We start from the raw sequence: 19507 nt of genomic DNA on the forward strand, positions 1-19507 counted from the left end.
CGGCTGCTGCTTTCCCATCGGTCGGCGCTTCAGGACGAGATCGACTATGCCATTCCGCTCGGCAAGACGCTGCGCGGGGCGCTGGCCGATTCCAACGCGTTCGATCCGGCGCACCCGCCCCGCCTATTTCCGCTATGCCAATCTGAACTTCCCGGTGGTGGCGTCGGTGATGGAGCGTGCGACCGGCGAACGGTTCGACCGGCTGATGCAGCGGCTGGTGATCGCGCCCCTGGGTCTGGACGCGTGCTTCAACTGGCCGACCTGCGGCGAGGCTGCGGTGGCAAGGGCCGTGGTGCTGTACGAGCCCGGCGGGCGGCCAATCCGCGACGATCTGCGCGGACGCCAACCCGCCTGCCCCGTCCTGCCGGCGGCGGATGGAAGCTGCGCGCTGGCTGGCTACCGGCCCGGCGACAATGGCGCGCTCTTCTCGCCGCAAGGGGGCCTGCGCATCTCCGCGCGGGACCTCGCGACGGTCGGGCAGCTGCTGCTCAACCGCGGCAAGCACAAAGGTCAGCGCTTCCTCGGTGAGGCGAGCATCCGGACCATGCTCCACCCCGAGTGGCGCTTCGATGGCGCGAACGGAAAGACGGAGGACGGCTTCTACTGCGCCTATGGCCTTGCTGCCCACAGCCTGCCCGTGCCTGGCTGCCGGGACGACCTGCTCGGACTCGGCCGGCGGGCGACGGGCCATGCGGGCGAAGCGTATGGCGTGCGATCGGGCCTGTGGATCGAGCCGGCGCGCGGCCGCGGCATCGGTTATTTCGCCACCGGCAATGGCGAGCGGCCGGCGCCCGGCCGCACCTCTTTCAGAGCGATCGAGGAGTGGCTCGCGGCGAAGCTCGGACGGTGAGCCCGCGTCAACCGTCTCGAAAGAAGAGGCTGCTAAGGCGGGTGGATGAACGCGCATCTGCTCGCCCTGGCGCTCCTCGCCCCTGCCGCGACTGCCCAGACCGGGCCGGCCCTGCCCTACGACGCAGGCGCGCTCGTCGCTGAGAAGTCGGCGCAGCAATTGCTCGCGGACGCCGAGGCGGCGGTGCTGGCCGGGCGGTACGCGGAGGCAAAGCCGCTGGTGGAGCGGCTCGCCAGCTTCCCGGAATATGCGCTGCAGTTCAACTTTCTCCAGGGCTATATCGCGCTGGAGACCGGCGACGCTGTGACCGCCGAGCAGCGCTTCCGCGCCGCCGCCGCGCTCGCGCCAGAATATACGCGCGCCCGGATCGAGCTTGGCAGAGCGCTGCTTGCACAGGGCAAGCGGGCGGAGGCGGACGAGCAGTATAAGCTCGCCGGGCAGGACCCGAACTTGTCGCCGGAGCTGGCCGCGCTTGTCAGGCAGGGCCGCGCCAAAAGCGCCGAGCGCGCGATCTGGTACCTGAACGTCGATGCCAGCGTGATCGCCGACAGCAACATCAACAACGCCACCGACCTCGACGCGGTGCCGGTCAATTTCGGCGACGTGACCCTGCCCGTCGAGCTCGATCCCGCCTTCCAGAGCCAGGCGGGCCTCGGGTTCGGCAAATCGGCCGCGGGCGGCGTCAAGCTGCGGGCCAGCGAAGCGGTCGCGCTGTCGGTAGATGGCGAGGCCTCCATCGTCGATTATCAGGATGCGGTCGCCGACGACATCTCGCTGCTGCTGGCCGCCGGTGCAGAACTCACCTTCGAAGGCGGGGTCGCGGCGGTTCAGGCCACTCTGTTCCAGCGCGAATATGGCGGGCTGATCGCGAACGAGGGCTTTGGCCTTCGCGCCCGCTACCAGCGCCTGATCGATGCGGACGAGCGGGTGACGCTCTACCTCGACGCGCGCATCTTCGAGTCAGGTTATGGCGAGGCTTATGAGGGCGAGCAGGCGAGCGCCTACCTGGTCTACGAGGTCGTGTTCGAACCGGACCTGTCCGGCAACATCACGCTTTACGGCCGGCGCGAGTGGCTCGGGTTCGACCCTTTCTCCAACTTCGAGTTCGGCAGCTATGGCGGGTTCAACGCCTATCTGAGCGAGCATCTGGCCGCCGGCGTCTCGCTCGGGCTCACACGGGTCTTGTTCGACGATCCCTTCCTGACGCTTTCTCCGCAACCGCGCCGCGACTGGCGGGCGTTCGGCAGCGTCTACATCGCGACGCGAAACCCCGCCTTCCTCGGCATCACGCCCTCGCTGAGCTACAGCTTCAACCGCACATTTTCGAACGTCGGCTTCTACCGCGCCGATCGCCACCGGCTTCGCCTGGGCCTTGCGAAAAGTTTTTGACTCCATTTCGTCCCGAACAGGACTCCGGCCAAAAAACCTGTTCAGAATGGTTAATGAGCGGTGAACAAATGCCGTGCTGATGGATTGCCCGTCCAGCAGGATTCACTGCTGCATTGGAGCAACTCATGAAAAGCAAAGCTTTCTGCCTTCTTGGATGTCTGGCCTTCGTCCCCGCCGCGGCGTTGGCCGCGCCCGCTCCGGGCAATTCCCCGGCGCCCGGCTTCAACTTCCCCGGGCCGCATCCGGGCAATTCGGGACCGGGCAACAAGAATCCCGGCATGGGCAATCCCGGCAACAACAATCCGGGCAACAACAATCCAGGCGCAGGCCCCGGCAACAGCGGCCCCGGCAACGCCTTCAAGACCGGCAACTTCCGGCCGGGCTCCTTCGGTCCGGGCAATTCGGACAAGACGCCGGGCAATGCCGACAACAAGGACGGCCCCGGCAACTCGGACAAGGGCCCGGGCAACAGCGATCACAAGTTCGGCCCCGGCCAGCATCCCTCGCCCGGCGCCGGACCGTTCAATCCCGGCCAGCACCCGCCCAAGTAAGGCGGCGCGCTGAAATGACGGGGCGGCGGGCCGATGCTCGCCGCCCCGTCCTTTGGCTCACTCCAGCGCGCGAAAGACGCCGTACGCGCTGGTCGCGGTGAGCACGATCCCGACCAGCAGCAGCAGGTGATTTGACCTCAAGCGCTTGGCCATGAACGCGCCCAGCGGAGCGGCGACGACGCCGCCAATCAGAAGGCCCACCGTGACGTGGGTAAAGGCTTCCCACCCGAGCGCCGCGATGAAAGTGGCCGAAATGGTGACGGTCAGAAAGAATTCGGCCGCGCTCACCGTCCCGATCACCTTGCGCGGCGTTGCCCCCTGGATCAGCAGATTGCTGGTCACGATAGCGCCCCAGCCGCCCCCTCCCGCCGCGTCCAGGAAACCGCCGACAAGCCCGATCGGAGCGATCACGCGGGGATCCCGTTCGCGCGGCGGATGGCCTGTGCCGCGCCAGATCAGGTAAAGACCGATCAGCGACAGGTAAGCCAGTACCAGCGGGCGCGCGGTCTCAGCGCTGATCTGGGTCAAAACGTAGGCACCGAGCACGCCGCCGATCACGCCCGGAATCACCAACCGGGCGAACAGCCGGAGGTCGATGTTGCGGTGCAACGCATGGCTGACGCCCGACACGCCGGTGGTGAAGCACTCGACCAGGTGAACGCCGGCAGAGGCGGCCTTGGGCTGCACGCCCATGCTGATCAGCAAAGTGCTCGAGATCACGCCGAAGGCCATTCCGAGAGCCCCGTCGATCAATTGGGCGGCAAATCCGATGGCGATGAAAGGAAGCAAGTCGGCAAAGGCGAAGTCCATGGCTGCCCATAGCGCACGGACCGGCGGGCGGGTCCATAGGGTCGCCCGAGGCACGACGAGCCGCATCGCTTTTCGCCCGAAACCTGCCGACTGGCTGGACAGGACCGGCTCGAAAGATCAAAGTAGAGCCAACGCTCCTGGGAGTGGCGCATGCCCGCTTTGGTGAAGTTTTTCGTCGGTTTAGCGGCGGTGATCCTGATGGCCTGGATCAGTCACGGCCCGCTTGGAGGCGGCGCGCGCCTGATCGACCGGCTCGAAGGCGAAGCGCGCGCCGCAGTCGCGAAGGCGGCGCTACCCGGGATCGATGTCCGCCTCAGCCGCGATCCGCTCGCCCGCGACGCGACCCTGTCCGGTCCGGCCAACGAGTTCCAGCGGGAAGGTCAGGGCAGTCTTCCCGGCCTGAACGACCTTGTCGCGGGCGTCGAAGGTATCTCGAACGTCCGCTGGGCAACGCCGCCTCCTTCCCCGGGCAACCAGGCGCGGCTGATGCCGCTGCTGCTCGAAACCATCTTGCTCGTCATACCGCCCTACCTGGCCGGGCTCCTGCTGGCCTGGCTGTTCTTCGGCCGCCGCCAGCGCGAATCCTATCTTTGACCGCTTTCAATGATCCAAGGACCGAGTGACCCATGATGACCGTCGTCGATGCCAACCTGATCCTCTTCGTCATCGCGCTGGCGATCGGCTTTGTGATCGGCTGGTGGCTGTACCGGCGGCCCCGCACCGGCGCCGACATCAAGCTCGAGGTGGACCGCGAGGCGCGGCCCTACCTCGATCCACCTGATCCGTCGCCGAGCCCGCCAGTCATGCTCCGGGAAACGTCGCCGCCGCCCGCCGCGCGGCCGCGGCCGATCCGCGACGGAATCGACACCAATGAACGGCGCGGCATCGCCGATCAGGGCGCGGCCGCGGCCGCCGACGTCGCCGGCCAGATGCTTGGCGTGCGCGCCCATGCCGAGCTGCCGAGCGCGGCCGAAATCCCTGACAATCTTCAGTTGCTGAAAGGTGTCGGTCCCAAGCTCGCGCAGAAGCTTGCCGACCAGGGCATCATCCGCTTCGAGCAGCTCGCCGGCCTCGGCGAGAACGAGATCGCAATGCTGGAGGACAAGCTCGGTCCGTTCAAGGGCCGTCTGACGCGCGACCGCGTGGTCGAGCAGGCGAGCTATCTCGCCCGCGGCGACACGGACGGGTTCGAGGCGCGTTTCGGCAAGCTTGGAGGCGCCTGACGCCGCTACTGCGGCCCGGCGGCAACATGAACGTCCTTAACCCCGCATTGAGGTTCTTTCCGCGCAACCAGCTCGGAACGCTCCGCGTTTTTCAGGCATGCCTCGTTACTTCTTTCACTTCCAGGATGGCCTGGCCCGTTTGAGCGACCCCGAAGGCGTGGCTTTGCCCGACCCCGAGGCCGCTTGGTACCACGGCATGCGCAGCGCGCGTGAAATCATCGACCACGATCTGCGCGTCGGCGACATCCGCCCCGGCCGGCGGCTCGAAATCCTCGACGAGGGCGGGGAGGAAGTCTGGGCGGTGCCGTTCGAGGAAGTGATCGGGCTGGCCGTGTAGCAGGGAACGAGCCCGCATCCCGAGCCGTTCCGACCCGACCCGAGCCTCCCATGGGAGGCGCAACAGGAGGGTCAGACATGAAACGAACATTGGCGTGCATCGCGTGCGCCGCCGGGCTCGCGCTCGGCACGGCGGCGCCCGCCCAACAAACCGGCGCCGACAATGGCGTGGCCACCGAAACGCAGGAGCGGCGGTCCGAGGGGCAGACCGACGACTTCGATCTGAACTGGCTCGGCTTGCTCGGCTTGGCCGGGCTGCTCGGCCTCAGGCGCGCAGGGCGCACCGACCACAACGACCGGCGCTGACGCGCCCATCAGGAGACCAGAACATGCGCAAAGCCTTGATCGCAGCCACCGCTGCCCTCGCCCTGACCGCCGGCGCCGCCAGCGCGCAGACCGGCGAGAACACCACTGACACATCCTACGGCGACCCACAGCCGCAAGAGGATAACGATTTCCCCTGGGGACTGCTTGGCTTGCTCGGCCTGGCCGGCCTGATCCCGCGCAAGAAGGCGCCGGACGTCCACATCGACAACCGCACCAACACGCCGCGCTGAACGCGGTCGAGGGAGCCCGGCCCGGGCTCCCTCGCAACCGCCACCTCAGCCGCCGAGGCGCAGACCGAGCCAGAAGGTGCGCGGAGTTGCGCGCTCGACGATCCCATCGCCCGAAATCCCGGCCACCACCCTTGCCCCCGTGACGTTATCGGCACGCGCCTCGAGGCTGAGCCTGCCGGTCAGCGGAACCCCGCCCGCCAGGTCGAAAGTCAGCGCGTCGGGCAGAAGCTGCCGGTTCAGATCGTCCTCGAACTGGGCTCCGGCATAGCGGCCGGTGATGCTGGCCCGGGCACCTGTGAGACCCCGCCAGGAAAGCGTGCCCGACAGCAGGTGACGAGGTGTCTGGGCCGGCCGAAGACGGTCCAGGGGCGAAGCCGGCCCGCTTGCCCGCACCTCTGCATCCGCAAAGCTGTAGCCGCCCGACAGCGACCAGGCGCCGAGGTCCAGCCGGCCATCCAGCTCGATCCCGCGAACCTCGATCGCGTCGAGGTTGCCGCGCTGGCGATACTGGCCGCCGCGCGCGACGAAGCCGACGCCGGGGAAAGTGCCCGGCCCCGCCCCCAGCGTGACGTTCGCGATCGCCCCCTCCAGCCGGCTGGCGAACACCGTGACACCGACGCGCGCGGTCGAGAGCGGACGGTGGTCGATACCCGCCTCCGCACCGCGCAGCCGCTCGGGCGCGAGCGCCGCGTTGGCGGCGGTCGCGTCGGCACCGACGCGGAACGGCCGGTAGAGCTCGTTCAGGGTCGGCAATCGCCAGCCCAGATACCCGGCGCCGCGCAGCGTAACCGCTCCGCCGGGCCGCCAGGCGAGGCCGGCGCGAGCTGTCGGCTCCCAGCCGGCGCGCTCGCGAAAGGCGGTGTCCGTCAGCGTCGCGCCGGTGGCGAGCACCCGCTCGCGCAGGAAGCCGCCGGGCAGCCGCCAGTGATCGATCCGGGCTCCCGCCGTGATGGTGAGCGGGCCGATCTCACTCGCCGCTTCGGCAAAGCCGCCGAGCGTGGTCGAGCGACCGCCCGCTTCCCGTCCACGCGTCCCAGCGCCGTTCACGAATGCGAACCGCTCGCGCGTCTGCCCGCGTAACGCACGCCAGTCGGCGCCGACCCGGACTTCCACACCCTCGCCGAGCGCAGGCCGCACCTCGATCCGGCCGCCGAGCCCGGTCGACGGAACGCTGTACTGCTCCGACGCCTGCAAGACGGCGGTGCGGGAGGCGTTCACGCTGGCGAAGTCGTTGCGATAATCGCGGGTCTGAACGTAGCCCAGCGCCTCCCAGCGGCGGCCGACCAGCCGCAGCGAGGCATCCGCGCCTGTGGTGCTGTTCGCCGTGAAGGCCGTGCCGCGCTCGCGCTCGTCGCTGAACAGAAGCGCATTCGCCTGCAGCTCGAGATCCCGGCTGAGCGGCGCGACTGCACGCAGCGACAAACTGCCCTGCCGGTAAGGAGAGCGCCGATCCACGGGTCCGAGTTGCCGCTCGATGACTGGCACAAAGCCATCGCCGCGCGAGTAAGCGGCGGAGGCGGTCAGGAAGCCTCCCGCGAGCGCGGCTCCAAATGAGGCGCGCGAGTCCAGGCTGTCGCGGCTGCCACCGGTGACGCTCGCCTGGACACCGGCCAGATCGGCAGGGTCGGCGCTGGCGAGCTCGATGGTTCCGGCCAGCGCCCCCGGCCCGCTGGCGCCCGTGCCGCCGCCACGCACCACGCGCACATAGCCGAGACGCTCGGGATAGTAAGCCGGCCAGTTGATCCAGCCGCCGAACGGATCTGTCTGCGGCACCCCGTCCAGAATGAGCAAGGCTCGGCTGGAGGCATTGCCGCCCAGCGCCCGCAAGGTCACGCCCTGGCTGGTCGGATTGGCCGAGCGCGCATCCGAGCGGCGGAAGAGCTGGAGCCCCGAGACCTCGCGCAGGATCTCGTCGAGCCTGCCGGAGGCGGAGCCGGTCAGCCGCTCGCGGCCGATCACGACGCCGCCATAAGCCTCCTCGCCGAGCGCGCGCGGCAGCCCGCGGCCGGTGACGACGATCTCCTCTTGGGCGAGGGCAGCAGTGGGAAGGAGAAGGGCTGAGGCCGTCAGGAGACGCAACATGGGCGCGGCTTACACAGTTGATAGCTGAAGGGGGAGTAGCGGATCAGCCGAGCGTGAGGCGGAAGCGGTGAGCGTCCTCGAATTCCCAGCGCCGTGCTTCCATCCGGACCGTCGCTTCCGCGTCCTCGCCCCACTGCTCGGCTTGCCAGGCCTCGTCGACCGTCGCGGCCAACCAGGCGGTGTCCAGATCGACTGCCTGCTCATCGAGCGCGAGCGCGATAATCAGCGAGCCGCTGATCGTCACGATCGGCGACAGCGCGGCTAGCCGGAACGGGTCGCGGGCGGAAACGGCGCGGGCCAGCTGCTCGACAGTGCGCTCCGGCTGAGGGCAGTGGATGACCCCGGTGGTCACTTCGAAGTCGATGTCGAACCGGTTCCGCGCCCAGGCCAGCAGAGGGTCCCAGGCCCCCCCCTGACGCCGGACCAGCGGCTCGGGCCCGTCCGCGCGATAGCAAAGCAGGTCGCTTTCCCCATAGCTTGCAAGCCCGCGCGCGAAGGCCTGCGGGTCGGGCGCGATGCGGTCGATGGCGGCGTTGGCGAGCCCGGTCAGCGGCATCGAACGCGGATCCACCTTGTCCCCCTGCGCGCGCCACTCATCCGCGACCGCTTCGGCCAGCGCCGCCGTGGGTAGCCGCAGCGGCCGGCGCGCGGGCGTCTTGACCGGCCGATCGTCGAGCCGGATCTCCCAGCCGCTTTCGGTCCGCGCGGCTGTGGCTTCCCTGTAGAAACGCTTCACGGGCGCGGCGTGCGCCACTTGCGGGCCAGGGCGAGCGGACCCCAGAAACTGGCGACCAGGCCGATCAGCGCCAGCGGCAACCCGATCTCCACCGCGCCCCCTGAGCGGAACCAGTCGCTGTGCCAGAGGAAGAGGCCGAACAGCACCACCAAGGTGCCGCCGATCCGGACCAGGTTGATGATGATGAAGCGGTTGCGCCAGGTGGCCTCGTCGACGCGCGGCGGATCGGGGTTCATCTGAGGCTGCTAACCAGTTCGGCGATCTCGGACGGGTGGTCGGCAATGTAATCCGCACCGGCCGCGAGAAGTTCCTCCCGAGCGTGATAGCCCCAGCTCACCCCGATCCCGAGCACGCCTGCCGCCCGCGCCATCGCCATGTCGTAGCTGGTGTCACCGATCATCACCGTTGTTTCAGGTACGGCGCCTGCTTCGGCCATGGCCGTCTCGATCATCGACGGGTGCGGCTTGGACGGGTGCCGGTCGGCGGTCTGCAGCGTCACGAAGCGGTGGGAGAGGCGGTGGTGATCGAGGCAGAGCGAGAGGCCGCGATCCGACTTGCCGGTCGCCACTCCGAGCAGCCAATCGCCCCGGTCGAGCTCATCGATCAGCTCAGATACACCGTCGTAAAGCGGCTCCTCGACAAGCCCGCGCCCGCGCAGCCGTTGAAACGTGTGCTTATAATCCTCGGCCAGCGCAGCATGCACCTGCGGCTCGGCTCCCGGCAGCATCGCCCGCATCGCCTCCACCAGGCTCAGCCCCACCACGGACCGCGTCCGTTCGGGCGCGGGGACGGGCAGATCAGCCCTGGCGAAGCACTCCTCCATCGCCAGGCAGATATTGGCGCCGCTATCGACCAGGGTCCCGTCGCAATCGAAAATGGCGAGGCGGTTCGTCACTCGACCGTCCGCATCAAGGCGGCCATGCGCGTGTCGCCGCGCTCCGAGAGCGCATCCGCGACGGCGGCCCTGGCTTGCGCCGGCTTGTCCTGCCCGAGCTTGAGGGTGCCTCGCCAATCGGCAATCTCCATCTCGAAGCCGCTGATGGCGCCGAGCAGGGCCTCGAAGCGGGCTTCGCTCATCTTGGCGCGGGTCCACGGCCGCTTGGGCGCGAGCCGCGCTTCGTGCTCGGCGCTGAGATCGTCGAGCTGCTCGACCAGGCCCGCGCGGTCCAGCGAGCGCACCGTGCCTTCCAGCTCGACCGCGACATAGTTCCAGGTGGGGACGCGATCCGCCATGCCGTACCAGTCGGGGCTCACATAGGCATCGGCGCCACTGACCACGTAGAGCGCCTCAGCCGGGCCGGCGGCGAGATGCCGATGGATGGCGTTGCCACGAGCGATGTGAAAGCGCAGGCGATCGCCCTCGAGCAGCGCAGGCGTTTGGACCGCACGCGGACCAGCCGCCGTCTGCGCGAACAGCGTGCCGAAGCCGGCCTGCTGGACGAAGACGGCCATCGCCTCCCGATCCTGCCAGCGGAACTTCGGGTTCGGATGCATCAGCCCCTCCCCCTGCTCCGCCGCTCGCCCTTGCGCTCCTTGCGGCGGGCCTTGGCCGCAGCCGTGGCGGCCTTAAGCTTACCCTCCGGCGTGTCCGAGAACTTCACTTCGTCAAGCGGCAAGTCGCCCTGACTGAGTTCGAAGCCGAGCGTCGCCAGGGTCGCCGCGAAGTGATCGGGCAGGTCGGCGGTGACGTCGAGCTGATCGCCGTCCGGATGATCGATGCGGATGCGCCGGGCGTGAAGGTGCAGCTTACGGCTGATCGCGCCGGTCAGGTAAGCGTCCTGCCCGCCATATTTGCCGTCGCCCAGGATCGGATGACCGATCGCCTCCATGTGAACACGCAGCTGGTGTGTACGGCCCGTGTGCGGGTGGAGCTCCACCCAGGCAACGCGGTTGCCGGCGCGCTCGATCACGCGGTAGCGGGTGCGGGACGGCAGGCCCTGCTCCTCGTCCACGCACATCTTCTCGCCGCCCGTGCCGAATTGCTTTCCGATCGGCAGGTCGACGAAGCCGTCCCTGATCTCGGGGACGCCGACCACCAGCGCCCAATAAACCTTGCGCGCGGTTCGGCCGGCGAATGATCTTGAAAAGTAGGAAGCCGCGCGCGAGGATCGGGCGATCAGCAGCGCGCCGGATGTGTCTTTGTCGAGTCGGTGAACGAGCTTGGGCCGTTGTTCTTCCGCGCCGGGAAGGCCGTCCAGCAGCCGGTCGAGATGCTCAGTGGTCTTCGTGCCGCCCTGGGTGGCCAGGCCTGGCGGCTTGTTGACCACGACACAGGCAGGATCGGTGTAGATTACCATGTCGCGCACGAACGCGATCTCGTCGGGGCTGAGCTGAGGCCGTTCCGGCTTCGCGCGGGGGCGCTCCTCCTTTCCCTCGGCCGGAGGCACGCGAATGATCTGTCCGGCCTCGACCCGGTCGCCGGGCGTCGCGCGCCTGCCGTCGATCCGAAGCTGCCCGGTCCGCGCCCAGCGCGAAACGGCGTTGAACCGCGCGTCCGGCAGGTTGCGTTTGAACCAGCGGTCGAGGCGGATGCCGTCGTCGTCTGCGCTGACGGTGAATTGCCGGACTTCTGCTTCGCTCATCCGCGCCATGTAGCGAGCGCCCGGGGCGCTTGCCACCCGCGGCGGGATCAGGCGCCGTTGTTGGCGATCAGCGCGACTTCGGAGCCGGCGGGCTTCGGCGTGACGATCAGGTAATAATGGCCGCCGTTGCGGGGATTGGTGCCGGCCAGCACGTGATCGCCCTCACGGCGCTGCTGCTCGGCGGAATAGCCGGCGTTGAGCGCGCGGCCGCGGTAGAACTCGAGCACGCGCTCCGGCCTGTCCGCGCTGGCGAAGGTGACCACGCGCATCGAGCAGCCGCGCTCGTTATTCCCAGCCGCCTCCGTCACGCGGGCGTTCGGATACAGCGAGAGGTCGGCCGGAAGCCGCTTGGCCCAAGCCATATCGTAGTTGAAGGGGCCATTGCCGCAGCCTGCCCCGTCGCCGTTCATGAGGCTCAGCCGGGCCTGCTCGGCGGCGCCTGCCGGGCCGTTCTCGGTAGGATACTGCGCCTGCATCGGAGTTTCGGCCGGACGCACCGCGTTCTTGTTGGATTGCTGGGTCAGCGCTGGGTCGACGAGGATCTGATCCTCCAGCGCGCTGGTCATGGCGGGATCGGCATCGTTCCCCGCGATCTGGTTGTCGAGCTTGGCGACCTCCTCGCCCCGCTGGCAGGCGCCGAGCGTCAAGGCGAGGACCGTAACAAGGGACAGTGTGGCTTTGGGCGACATGGCAAACAGCTCCTCACCTGAGGCTATGCCGCAAAACCCCGAGCGATGGGTGAGCGAAGCTGGTTAATCGCCCGTCTCGCAATCACCTGTACCGGCGCGGGACTGCCAGAAGTCAAAGCTTTCCGCCTGCACGCCCTTGATGAAGCGATCCGCCTCCGGTCCATCCCACGGCCCACAATAGCCTCGGCTGCGCGCGCCGCCGGCGACCCACCAGCCCTGGCCGGGAATGCCGTCGCTTTGCCGCACGACGAGTACCGCCAACTCGGGCTCCCCGCGCGCTTCGGCGTCCTCGTCGACAGCCGTCAGGATGGCGCACAGCGCCCGCATCTTGGGCCGGGAGAAGGTGTAGCCGAGCCGCTCCAGCAGCTCTGAATAGGTCAGCGCCGCGCCCGAGCGGGCTGCCGCGATCAGATGCTGGCGCACCTCTTCGGGCTCGGCCAGCGCCGCCATCGGGCGTCAGCTGCGGTTTTGGAGATTGAGCTCCGCCTGCGTGCCGCCGCCCGGGGCGGCCGAGAGGCGCAGATCGAACGGATCGCCGCCGTCCTTGCCGGTGCCTTTGATCCGGAAGCCCGGCCCCTCCTGTTGGACGGAAACCCCGGCGAGCGTCTCGGCGCGGGTCGGATCGCGATACCAGGCGGCCACCTTGGCCGGCGCGTCCGCGCTGGTGAATCGCATCTGCACTTGGCTGCGGCCCTTGCCGTTGTCCTGGTCGGCGGTGACGTTGAGGCCGTTCACCTGAGATCCGGGATAGATGATGTCGCTGTCGCCGCTGATCTGCGATCGCAGCGCCGCCGGAATGTCGAGCTTCATGTCGAAACCCGGCGTGTCGATCGAAATTTCGCCGTCCCGCGCCGCGCTTTGGGCCGGAGCCGCGCCCTCCGCCTTCGCCTCGCCTTCCCGCTTCACGCTCACTTCGCAGCCGGCAAGGAGCAGAGCCGCCGTGCCAATCACCAACACCGAACGCATCGATTCCTCCTGCAGCAACGACGAAGCTTAGCGCATCCGCCAACTCAGTCGAGCCCGCCTTGTGAGCGCCACAAGCCTCCTTTAGGCGCGCCGCCATGTCCGAAGACCAGCATCGCCGCACCCGGGCCGGGCTCCTGTTCGGGCTCGGAGCCTATCTGATGTGGGGCTTTCTGCCGCTCTACTTCAAACTACTTGCGAGCGTCCGCCCGACCGAGATCGTCGCGCATCGCATCGTCTGGTCGGTGCTTTTCCTCGCGGCCCTGGTGGTTCTTTGGAAGCGCTGGCCGGCGGTGCGCGCGGCCGTCAGCTCGCGCATGCTCGGTATCCTCACCGTCACCGCAGCTTTGATCGGAGCGAACTGGCTGATCTGGGTCTGGGCGGTGATGAACGGCCATGTGCTGGAAGGCAGCCTCGGCTATTATCTTAACCCGCTCGTCAACGTGCTGCTCGGCGTGGCACTGCTCGGCGAACGACTCAGCCCCGCCCGAACTTTCGCGGTGGCGCTGGCCGCGGCCGGCGTGGCGGTGCTCGCCTTCGGGGCGGGCGAGGGGCTGTGGATCAGCTTGTCGCTCGCGGTCAGCTTCGCCCTCTACGGTTACATCCGCAAGGTGTCGCCGGTCGACGCGCTGGAGGGCCTGACCATCGAGACGGCGATCCTGACGCCGATCGCGCTCGGCTGGATCCTGTGGCTTAATCGCTCGGGCAGCGGAGGACTCGGCATGGACGGCCTCACGATCGCCTTGCTGGTCCTGGCGGGCGCGGTCACCGCAGTGCCGTTGCTACTGTTTACCGCGGCGGCCAAGCGACTGCCTTACTCCACGCTCGGCTTCCTCCAATATATCGCCCCGTCTATCCAGTTCCTGCTGGCGGTGCTGCTGTTCGGCGAGCGTCTTTCGACCGCTCACATCATCTGCTTCGGCGCAATCTGGATTGCGCTGGTCATCTTCGCTGCCGAGGGCTGGCGGCTCGGCCGGGTAGCGGCGCGGGAGCGCGCGGCGACGCTCTGACTTGCCGAGCTGTGGCAAGGCTCACAAGATGCGGAATGCTGATAATCTAGACCGGGCTGAAATCCCTTGGCAGCTCGCGAAAGTTCTCGCGGGCGCAGATTTCGCCCATGTCGTTCTGCAGAAACGCTTCGCCGTGCAGCGCCGCCGCCCGCTCCTTCGCCGCCGTCCAGGCCTCGTCCTCGCTCGGATGCTTCGTCGTGCTGTCCGGCAGTCCCTCCTCGCGCACGATCCAGCCCCCGTCCTGCTGAACCGCCCAGAAATTGCGTCCGACCATGTCGTCCTCCTCCCCCTTGCTTGCGGCACCCTAATCCATCGGCTGAGAGTAGGACAAGCAGCGGCAACCTCCCGGCCGGGCGGCTCGTTCGCGCTCCGATGCGCCGGCACGGACCCCTTAAGCTCCCCCTTGGCCTGCAGGGACTCGTCGAGCGCACGACTAAGTCCTACCTGGAAGCCGGAGGCAAGGTCGATTTCGCCTATCCGCCAGGTGAGCCGGCGCTAGCCGGCCCTGACTCGGTCTGCTGGCAGGTATTCCGAAATCCCGTCAGCCTGTTCGTGGGTGGAATCGCCGCGGTGATCCTGGAACTTGCCGAGCCGCGGGTACGCGAGGGCGTTTGGGCTCACAGCAGCTTTCGCGGCGCGCCGATCGAGCGGCTGCAGCGTACGGGATTGGCCGCTATGGTCACCGTCTATGGGCCCCGCAGCGTCGCCGAGACGATGATCGGGCGCATCGTTCGCCTGCATGAGGGCGTGAGCGGGACAACGCCGGGCGGTCTCCCTTATAGCGCGAACGACCCCGAATTACTGACCTGGGTACACGCCACCGCCGCGTTCGGATTTCTGCAGGGGTTCACGAACTTCGTCCACCCGCTAAGCGCCACCGAGCAAGACGCCTTCTACGCCGAAGGGGTCGAAGCCGGCCGACTCTACGGCGTGCCGGAGCCGCCGGCTTGCCGAGCGGACATGGCGAGAATCCTCGACTCAATGGCGCCGGAACTGGTCGCATCCCCCATTCTTCTCGAGTTTCTCGGCATTATGCAGCAGGCGCCGGTCCTGCCGCCAGGCGCGCGGCTGCTCCAACCAATGCTCGTTCGAGCGGCGATCAGCATCCTGCCCGCCTGGGCGCGTCGGCAGCTCCAGCTCGGGAAAGGCTGGGACCTGGGACCGGCCGAGGAGCGACTGCTCCGAGCCGCCAGCCGCCTTGCGCAGCGGCTCAGGCTGGACACCAGCCCTGCTGCCCAGGCCTGCGTGCGGCTCGGACTGCCAATCGATCATCTGCAGTCCGCCTGGGCGAAACGGACCCGCTAGGGAATCAGAATTCGTGCCACACCCCGGGCTGGATACGGTGCTCCCCCCAGCGCAGGCCGTCGCCGCCGCCGAACGGACCCTTCGCGAACACGCGCACCGCAAGCAGGCTGCCATAGCCTTGCGGCTGTTGGCGAGGGTTGATCCACCAGCCGGCGCTGGCGTCCCAAAGCTTGATCTCCTCTTCGCCGTCGATCAGCAGCGCGACGCCTTCGTGGTAGATCACCTCGTCGTCGATCCAGTGGCACGAGACGTCGTCGTCCGTCCATTTCTTCAGCCACTGGCTGGTCGCATCCTTGGTATATTGCTGGACGAACTGGGCCGGAAAGCTGGTCAGCCCGCGGGCGGTGAACGCCTCGTGCGCGAGCGCCGCATGGGCGCCACAGTCGAGAGTATCGCGCGACACCGCGTCACACCAGTAGATCGGCCAGGAGGTCGGACCCCACTTATACTTCTGCCGCATCCAGCGCGGCCCGCTGGCGAGGTCGCCGCCATTGAGCTGGGCGAAGTCCATCGCAAGCACCCACTCCCGCGCGACATCGCAGCAGCCTTCCGCATGGTGGGCCAACGCGGAGTGCGGGAAATCCTGCCATTTTGCGCTGCAGCGGGAGCGCCCGCGCGGCTCATCGATGATCAGATCGGAACGCTTTTCAGCCGCGGCCAAATACATAGGACATGCTCCTGTCGTAACCGCCGGCGTCGCAAAAGATCAGAAGGTCGCCGGCGCGCGTCCCTTCCGGGAGCTGGACATTGGCCGCGACAATGTCGTGCTCCATGCAAAGCCGGCCCATGAGGTGTGTCTTGCCGCGCTTCAGCGGCTGCCATTCGCCCGATTGGCCGCACTGTCGCAGCATCCGGTGCGGATAGAAGAAGTACATGGGTAGCTCGGCGATCGAGCCATCGACCACGGCTTCGACGTAATCGTCTTCGTGCTCCTGGATCTCCAGCACGCGCATAGCGAGCGCCATGGAGGGCTGAGCCATCGCCTTGCCCGGCTCCGACGCGATCTGGCGAACGTGAGGGAGCATGGCACGAACCGTTTCGACCGCTTTGACGAACCGATCCTCATCGCCGTCATGAACATCGTCCGGAAACCAGCCGCCGCCCATGTCGAGCAATTCTATCTCGCGCCCGGTCAGCTTCTCGATCGCACGGCACCATTTCAGGACCGATTCGAACAGGTGCCACCATTGCGCGACGCCGACATTGGCGCTCGCCATATGAAAGTGGACCCCGAATGCGGTGTCGGTCGGCAGCCGCTTCACGGCCTCGACGAGCTTGCCGAACGTCTCGGGGCTGTCGAGCGGGATGCCGAACCGGGACCTGATGTTCGGTGTGCGGATCCGAATGCCGACATGCTTCGAGCTCATCTCGCCCGATTTGATCGCGGCGACGCAGCGATCGAGGTCAGCGACGCTGTCACAGAAGACCGCGTGCATCCGCTCCTTCGGCATCATCCCTTCCGGCCACCATTTGCCGGGGCCGTTAAGAATTACCTGATCGGCGCGGAAGCCGACTTCCAGGGCGGATTGCACTTCGGCCAGGCTGATCGCCTCGGCAAGAAAGCCGTTGTCGAGCGCCAGCTTGATCAACCTCTTGTCCGGGTTGGTCTTGATCGAATAGCCGGTGATGACCTCGACCTGGTTGGTGCTGAGCCGGTGCGCCCGCTCCGAAGCAGCCTTGAACAGGCCGGCGGCGGTCGAATCCATGAACAGGAATTGCGGCGTCTGCACCTGGGCGAAGTCGTATGAGTTGAGGTCCGCCATCATCGACTCTGGCACGGGCGCAACCTGCTGCTCGTCCGCACCGTCGTTGATGATCTCGATCAGGTCGGTCTCCGCCTTGTGCATCCGCTCGGCGAGCGAAGGCAGGCCCGACGGATGCTTCATCGAATGCCCAACCGCGCCGGCAAAGGGCTCGGGGAGAGGCGGCAGCGGGTAATCCTTGCGGACCGGCACTTCGAGCACGACCCGGGTGAACTCCTCGCCATGCGCAAGCGATGGCTTGGGAGCGACTCCGGTCGCGCCTGCGACGAGCAGACCCGGCAGGTTGTGCCCCGCAAGCGTCGCGCCATGCACCCATGCAGGGAAACGCGGGTTCATCTCGAGCAGCCAGAGCTGGCCGGCGGGATCGCGGACCATTTCCAGCTCGCCGCCGCCGCTCCAGTTCAGTTCCTTGACCATTCGGCGCAGCGGCCGAAGGAACTCATCCGAAACCTCGGTGACGTCGCCCGCCCAGGTCTTGCCCTCGGGCGTGATGTCCCGCTTGCGCATGCTGACCGCGCCGAGCAGCTCGCCCTGGTAGGCGGCCAGCATGACGGACTCCTCGTAGCCGCTGACATGCGCCTGGAGGTAGAGCTTCTGGGTCGACCAGACCTTGGAGAGTGCGTTGCGGGCGGCCTCGAACACATCCCAGCTCGGCGTGCGCGCGGCATCGTAATAGGGACCCTTCAGCCACACGCGCCAATTATGCTGACGGCAAAAGGCGTGAAGATCCCAATCGCTGAGCTCGGTCGAGACAAAGGTCGGAACCTTGACCGGCAGCCCCTGCGCCGCCTCGACGGCAGGCTTGGTGATCCGCTTCAGCGCCCCCACCGGCGGCGCGAGAAGATTCCGGTGGCCGTCGGGGAAGATGCTCGCGAGCCACATGGCTTCGAGATCGCTTCCCGATATCCAGAAAGCGCCGGAATCGAGCACCTCCCGCACGGAATCGGCGTAGGTGGTCAGGTCAAGCTCGTCCCACGGACGCTGGAGCCAGACATCGTCCAGCTCTCCCCAATGAATACCGGAAACGCGATTCGAGTATTCGACGCCGATCAATGCCGCCTTGGGAAAGGCGGACCGAAGTGACCGAACAATACCGACGCCGGGCTGCGGGTTGCCACCGCAATACAATCCGCTCACATAAACTTTTATCGTCACAACGTATAGCTGTCCTTCAGCCCGGAGCAGGCTTGCAAGAGGTTCGAACGACCTGAAAGAGGTTATGTCCGATTGAGATGTTTGCTACTATTCAGAACGCTATACACTTGAATTAACAGAGGTTAGTATGCCCCAATATTTTTTAATTCCGTTGCGGCTGAACGGAACAGGGCCGTTCCGGTTCCCCGAACGTTACGAAACCGACACGGCCGGCCTGCGCTCGTGAGCCCTCCCGCTGCCTACCCGAGCTACATGGATCTCGATTCCCATATCGATGTGGATCGGCTGCGAGCGTTGGACCTCTATGTGCGGGAGCGAATCGAATGGCGGATCGACGCCGCGCGGGATCTGCAATTCTGCACGGGGCCCTTCCTGCTGAAGGACGCCGCGCCCAGGCTCCCCGGTTCAAGAATGGTGTACCTGTCCCGCTCGGTGCGCGACGAGGACTATTACGATCTGAACCGGACGGAGCTTTGGGAGCCGAGCGACGAAGCCGCGGCATTCCCGGAGCTGATGGATTTCATCGGGACCCTGCCGTTCAAGGGCACGGCCCGGATGATGATCATCTATGACGAGAGCGGCCGAGCCGTTTCAGCGCACCGCGACCATGCCAGCGCGGAACTGTGCCACGAATTCATCTGGTTCCGAACCAATCTCGACAAGCCCTTTTACATGCTGAACCCTGAAACGGGCGAACGGCTCGACGTCGCCGGCCATTCGGCGTGGTTCGACACGGTCAATCAATATCATGGTGCGGACCACACCGGCGCGCTGTCCTTCAGCATCCGGGTAGACGGCGTGTTCAGCGACGAGTTTCGCGCAATGATCCCCTTTCCGGACGTCAACCGCTCGTCCGCGCCGTCGGTCTGGGCGACCGCGACCGCCTAGACACCCTCACTCGCCGCTTGCGTCGCGCCCGGGCATTTGGAAGGGTGGCGACGGAAACTGGCTGTGGGGGGCTTATGGTTTCGAAGAACCTGGTGAGTGCGCCGATGATCGTGCTGGCGAGCGGCTGCGCGGTAGTCGGGCCGATGTACGACCGGTCTTATGAAAAGGCGCCTTATTCGGCCTGCGCCGATCTAACGGGAGGTGGCGCCGCTTCGATCGGGCAGGAGCCGGTGCGCTTGGGCTGCTTCGAGGCGGTAGCGCGCACCTTCTCGGCGGGACAGCAGATCTCCTCCGGCGAGCACATGCTGACGCCGAACGGACTTCGGGTGACCGACGCCGCCGCCTTCCGACTGGCGGCGGGCGAGGGCTGCACCGGTCAGTTCAGCAACTTCGTGATCGACTATTCCGCCCCCGCGGGTGCCACCGCGACGATCACCGCGACCGACGGGCTCGGCCGTCCACTAGGCGTGAAACAGCTCAGGGCGAAACCGTCGTCCAAGGTCGAGCGGCTGGTGGTGCGCGAGATGGGAGACCCGCTGAAGAACCCCGCGGTTGCAGAGATTTCCAGCGTGGATGGGGAGCTGTTCGTCCAAAAGGTGTGCCTGAAAGGCTATTGAT

25 protein-coding genes are annotated in these 19507 nt (G+C 67.1%); 12 read left to right on the forward strand and 13 right to left on the reverse strand.

What is annotated here, in order from left to right; genetic code table 11:
- Positions 1–46: 46 nt before the first annotated feature.
- The 3 genes from VF631_RS12745 (at position 47) to VF631_RS12755 (ending at position 2790) form a co-directional block, all read left to right on the forward strand.
- Positions 47–850: a serine hydrolase domain-containing protein gene (locus VF631_RS12745; protein ID WP_431850687.1), complete on the forward strand. Its 804-nt coding sequence runs from the start codon at positions 47–49 to the stop codon at positions 848–850.
- Positions 851–895: 45 nt separating this feature from the next.
- Positions 896–2239, forward strand: a complete 1344-nt coding sequence (locus VF631_RS12750) for a surface lipoprotein assembly modifier (RefSeq protein ID WP_431850688.1) — start codon at positions 896–898, stop codon at positions 2237–2239.
- A gap of 125 nt (positions 2240–2364) precedes the next feature.
- Positions 2365–2790 (forward strand): hypothetical protein, encoded by a 426-nt coding sequence (locus VF631_RS12755; RefSeq protein WP_431850689.1) that lies wholly within the window; start codon positions 2365–2367, stop codon positions 2788–2790.
- A 57-nt stretch (positions 2791–2847) separates the two neighbouring features.
- On the opposite strand, the gene VF631_RS12760 is transcribed toward VF631_RS12755, so the two are convergent.
- A complete protein-coding gene (locus VF631_RS12760) occupies positions 2848–3600 on the reverse strand; it encodes a sulfite exporter TauE/SafE family protein (protein ID WP_431850690.1) in 753 nt (250 codons plus the stop codon).
- Positions 3601–3750: 150 nt separating this feature from the next.
- Here VF631_RS12760 and VF631_RS12765 point away from each other — a divergent pair, with 150 nt between their 5' ends.
- The 5 genes from VF631_RS12765 (at position 3751) to VF631_RS12785 (ending at position 5716) form a co-directional block, all read left to right on the forward strand.
- Complete coding sequence (locus tag VF631_RS12765; protein WP_431850691.1) at positions 3751–4194, forward strand: hypothetical protein; 444 nt, start codon at positions 3751–3753, stop codon at positions 4192–4194.
- Between the two features lie 32 nt (positions 4195–4226).
- The gene (locus VF631_RS12770) at positions 4227–4823 is read left to right on the forward strand and encodes a hypothetical protein (protein WP_431850692.1); all 597 of its coding nucleotides are present in this window, start codon (positions 4227–4229) and stop codon (positions 4821–4823) included.
- A 97-nt stretch (positions 4824–4920) separates the two neighbouring features.
- Positions 4921–5160: a DUF6894 family protein gene (locus tag VF631_RS12775; protein WP_431850693.1), complete on the forward strand. Its 240-nt coding sequence runs from the start codon at positions 4921–4923 to the stop codon at positions 5158–5160.
- 77 nt (positions 5161–5237) lie between these two features.
- The gene (locus VF631_RS12780) at positions 5238–5465 is read left to right on the forward strand and encodes a WGxxGxxG family protein (RefSeq protein ID WP_431850694.1); all 228 of its coding nucleotides are present in this window, start codon (positions 5238–5240) and stop codon (positions 5463–5465) included.
- 23 nt (positions 5466–5488) lie between these two features.
- Entirely contained in the window at positions 5489–5716 is a 228-nt protein-coding gene (locus VF631_RS12785; protein WP_431850695.1) for a WGxxGxxG family protein, read from the forward strand.
- 45 nt (positions 5717–5761) lie between these two features.
- Here VF631_RS12785 and VF631_RS12790 read toward each other — a convergent pair whose 3' ends face one another.
- The 9 genes from VF631_RS12790 to VF631_RS12830 form a co-directional block, all read right to left on the reverse strand.
- Positions 5762–7798 (reverse strand): TonB-dependent receptor, encoded by a 2037-nt coding sequence (locus tag VF631_RS12790; RefSeq protein ID WP_431850696.1) that lies wholly within the window; start codon positions 7796–7798, stop codon positions 5762–5764.
- A 43-nt stretch (positions 7799–7841) separates the two neighbouring features.
- Entirely contained in the window at positions 7842–8534 is a 693-nt protein-coding gene (locus VF631_RS12795; RefSeq protein ID WP_431850697.1) for an ATP12 family chaperone protein, read from the reverse strand.
- Positions 8531–8770 carry a hypothetical protein gene (locus VF631_RS12800; protein WP_431850698.1) on the reverse strand — a complete coding sequence of 80 codons (240 nt, stop codon included), beginning with the start codon at positions 8768–8770 and terminating at the stop codon, positions 8531–8533. The genes VF631_RS12795 and VF631_RS12800 overlap by 4 nt, the downstream gene beginning before the upstream one ends.
- Positions 8767–9429, reverse strand: coding sequence for an HAD-IA family hydrolase (locus tag VF631_RS12805; RefSeq protein WP_431850699.1), 663 nt, complete (start codon positions 9427–9429; stop codon positions 8767–8769). The genes VF631_RS12800 and VF631_RS12805 overlap by 4 nt, the downstream gene beginning before the upstream one ends.
- Entirely contained in the window at positions 9426–10028 is a 603-nt protein-coding gene (locus VF631_RS12810; RefSeq protein WP_431850700.1) for an FMN-binding negative transcriptional regulator, read from the reverse strand. The genes VF631_RS12805 and VF631_RS12810 overlap by 4 nt, the downstream gene beginning before the upstream one ends.
- Positions 10028–11125, reverse strand: a complete 1098-nt coding sequence (locus tag VF631_RS12815) for an RluA family pseudouridine synthase (RefSeq protein WP_431850770.1) — start codon at positions 11123–11125, stop codon at positions 10028–10030. Before VF631_RS12815 ends, VF631_RS12810 begins: the two co-directional genes overlap by 1 nt.
- Positions 11126–11163: 38 nt before the next feature.
- Positions 11164–11805: a hypothetical protein gene (locus VF631_RS12820; protein WP_431850701.1), complete on the reverse strand. Its 642-nt coding sequence runs from the start codon at positions 11803–11805 to the stop codon at positions 11164–11166.
- Between the two features lie 63 nt (positions 11806–11868).
- Positions 11869–12255: a ribose-phosphate pyrophosphokinase gene (locus tag VF631_RS12825; RefSeq protein ID WP_431850702.1), complete on the reverse strand. Its 387-nt coding sequence runs from the start codon at positions 12253–12255 to the stop codon at positions 11869–11871.
- A 6-nt stretch (positions 12256–12261) separates the two neighbouring features.
- The gene (locus tag VF631_RS12830; RefSeq protein WP_431850703.1) at positions 12262–12771 is read right to left on the reverse strand and encodes a hypothetical protein; all 510 of its coding nucleotides are present in this window, start codon (positions 12769–12771) and stop codon (positions 12262–12264) included.
- A gap of 95 nt (positions 12772–12866) precedes the next feature.
- Here VF631_RS12830 and rarD point away from each other — a divergent pair, with 95 nt between their 5' ends.
- Positions 12867–13778, forward strand: coding sequence for an EamA family transporter RarD (rarD, locus tag VF631_RS12835; RefSeq protein ID WP_431850704.1), 912 nt, complete (start codon positions 12867–12869; stop codon positions 13776–13778).
- 46 nt (positions 13779–13824) lie between these two features.
- Here the strand turns inward: rarD and VF631_RS12840 are convergent, their stop codons facing one another.
- Entirely contained in the window at positions 13825–14052 is a 228-nt protein-coding gene (locus VF631_RS12840) for a DUF2188 domain-containing protein (protein WP_431850705.1), read from the reverse strand.
- 98 nt (positions 14053–14150) lie between these two features.
- On the opposite strand from VF631_RS12840, the gene VF631_RS12845 reads away from it, so the two are divergent.
- Positions 14151–15083, forward strand: coding sequence for an oxygenase MpaB family protein (locus VF631_RS12845; RefSeq protein WP_431850706.1), 933 nt, complete (start codon positions 14151–14153; stop codon positions 15081–15083).
- 4 nt (positions 15084–15087) lie between these two features.
- Here the strand turns inward: VF631_RS12845 and VF631_RS12850 are convergent, their stop codons facing one another.
- Complete coding sequence (locus VF631_RS12850) at positions 15088–15750, reverse strand: hypothetical protein (RefSeq protein ID WP_431850707.1); 663 nt, start codon at positions 15748–15750, stop codon at positions 15088–15090.
- Positions 15731–18001: an ATP-grasp domain-containing protein gene (locus tag VF631_RS12855; RefSeq protein ID WP_431850708.1), complete on the reverse strand. Its 2271-nt coding sequence runs from the start codon at positions 17999–18001 to the stop codon at positions 15731–15733. The genes VF631_RS12850 and VF631_RS12855 overlap by 20 nt, the downstream gene beginning before the upstream one ends.
- 252 nt (positions 18002–18253) lie before the next feature.
- Between VF631_RS12855 and VF631_RS12860 the strand changes: the two genes are divergently transcribed.
- Together VF631_RS12860 and VF631_RS12865 are read left to right on the forward strand one after the other, a co-directional pair.
- The gene (locus VF631_RS12860; protein WP_431850709.1) at positions 18254–18889 is read left to right on the forward strand and encodes a hypothetical protein; all 636 of its coding nucleotides are present in this window, start codon (positions 18254–18256) and stop codon (positions 18887–18889) included.
- Positions 18890–18963: 74 nt separating this feature from the next.
- Positions 18964–19506, forward strand: a complete 543-nt coding sequence (locus tag VF631_RS12865; RefSeq protein ID WP_431850710.1) for a hypothetical protein — start codon at positions 18964–18966, stop codon at positions 19504–19506.
- Position 19507 lies beyond the last annotated feature (1 nt).

It is taken from the genome of Allosphingosinicella sp. (assembly GCF_036387615.1).
Lineage (GTDB): Bacteria > Pseudomonadota > Alphaproteobacteria > Sphingomonadales > Sphingomonadaceae > Allosphingosinicella.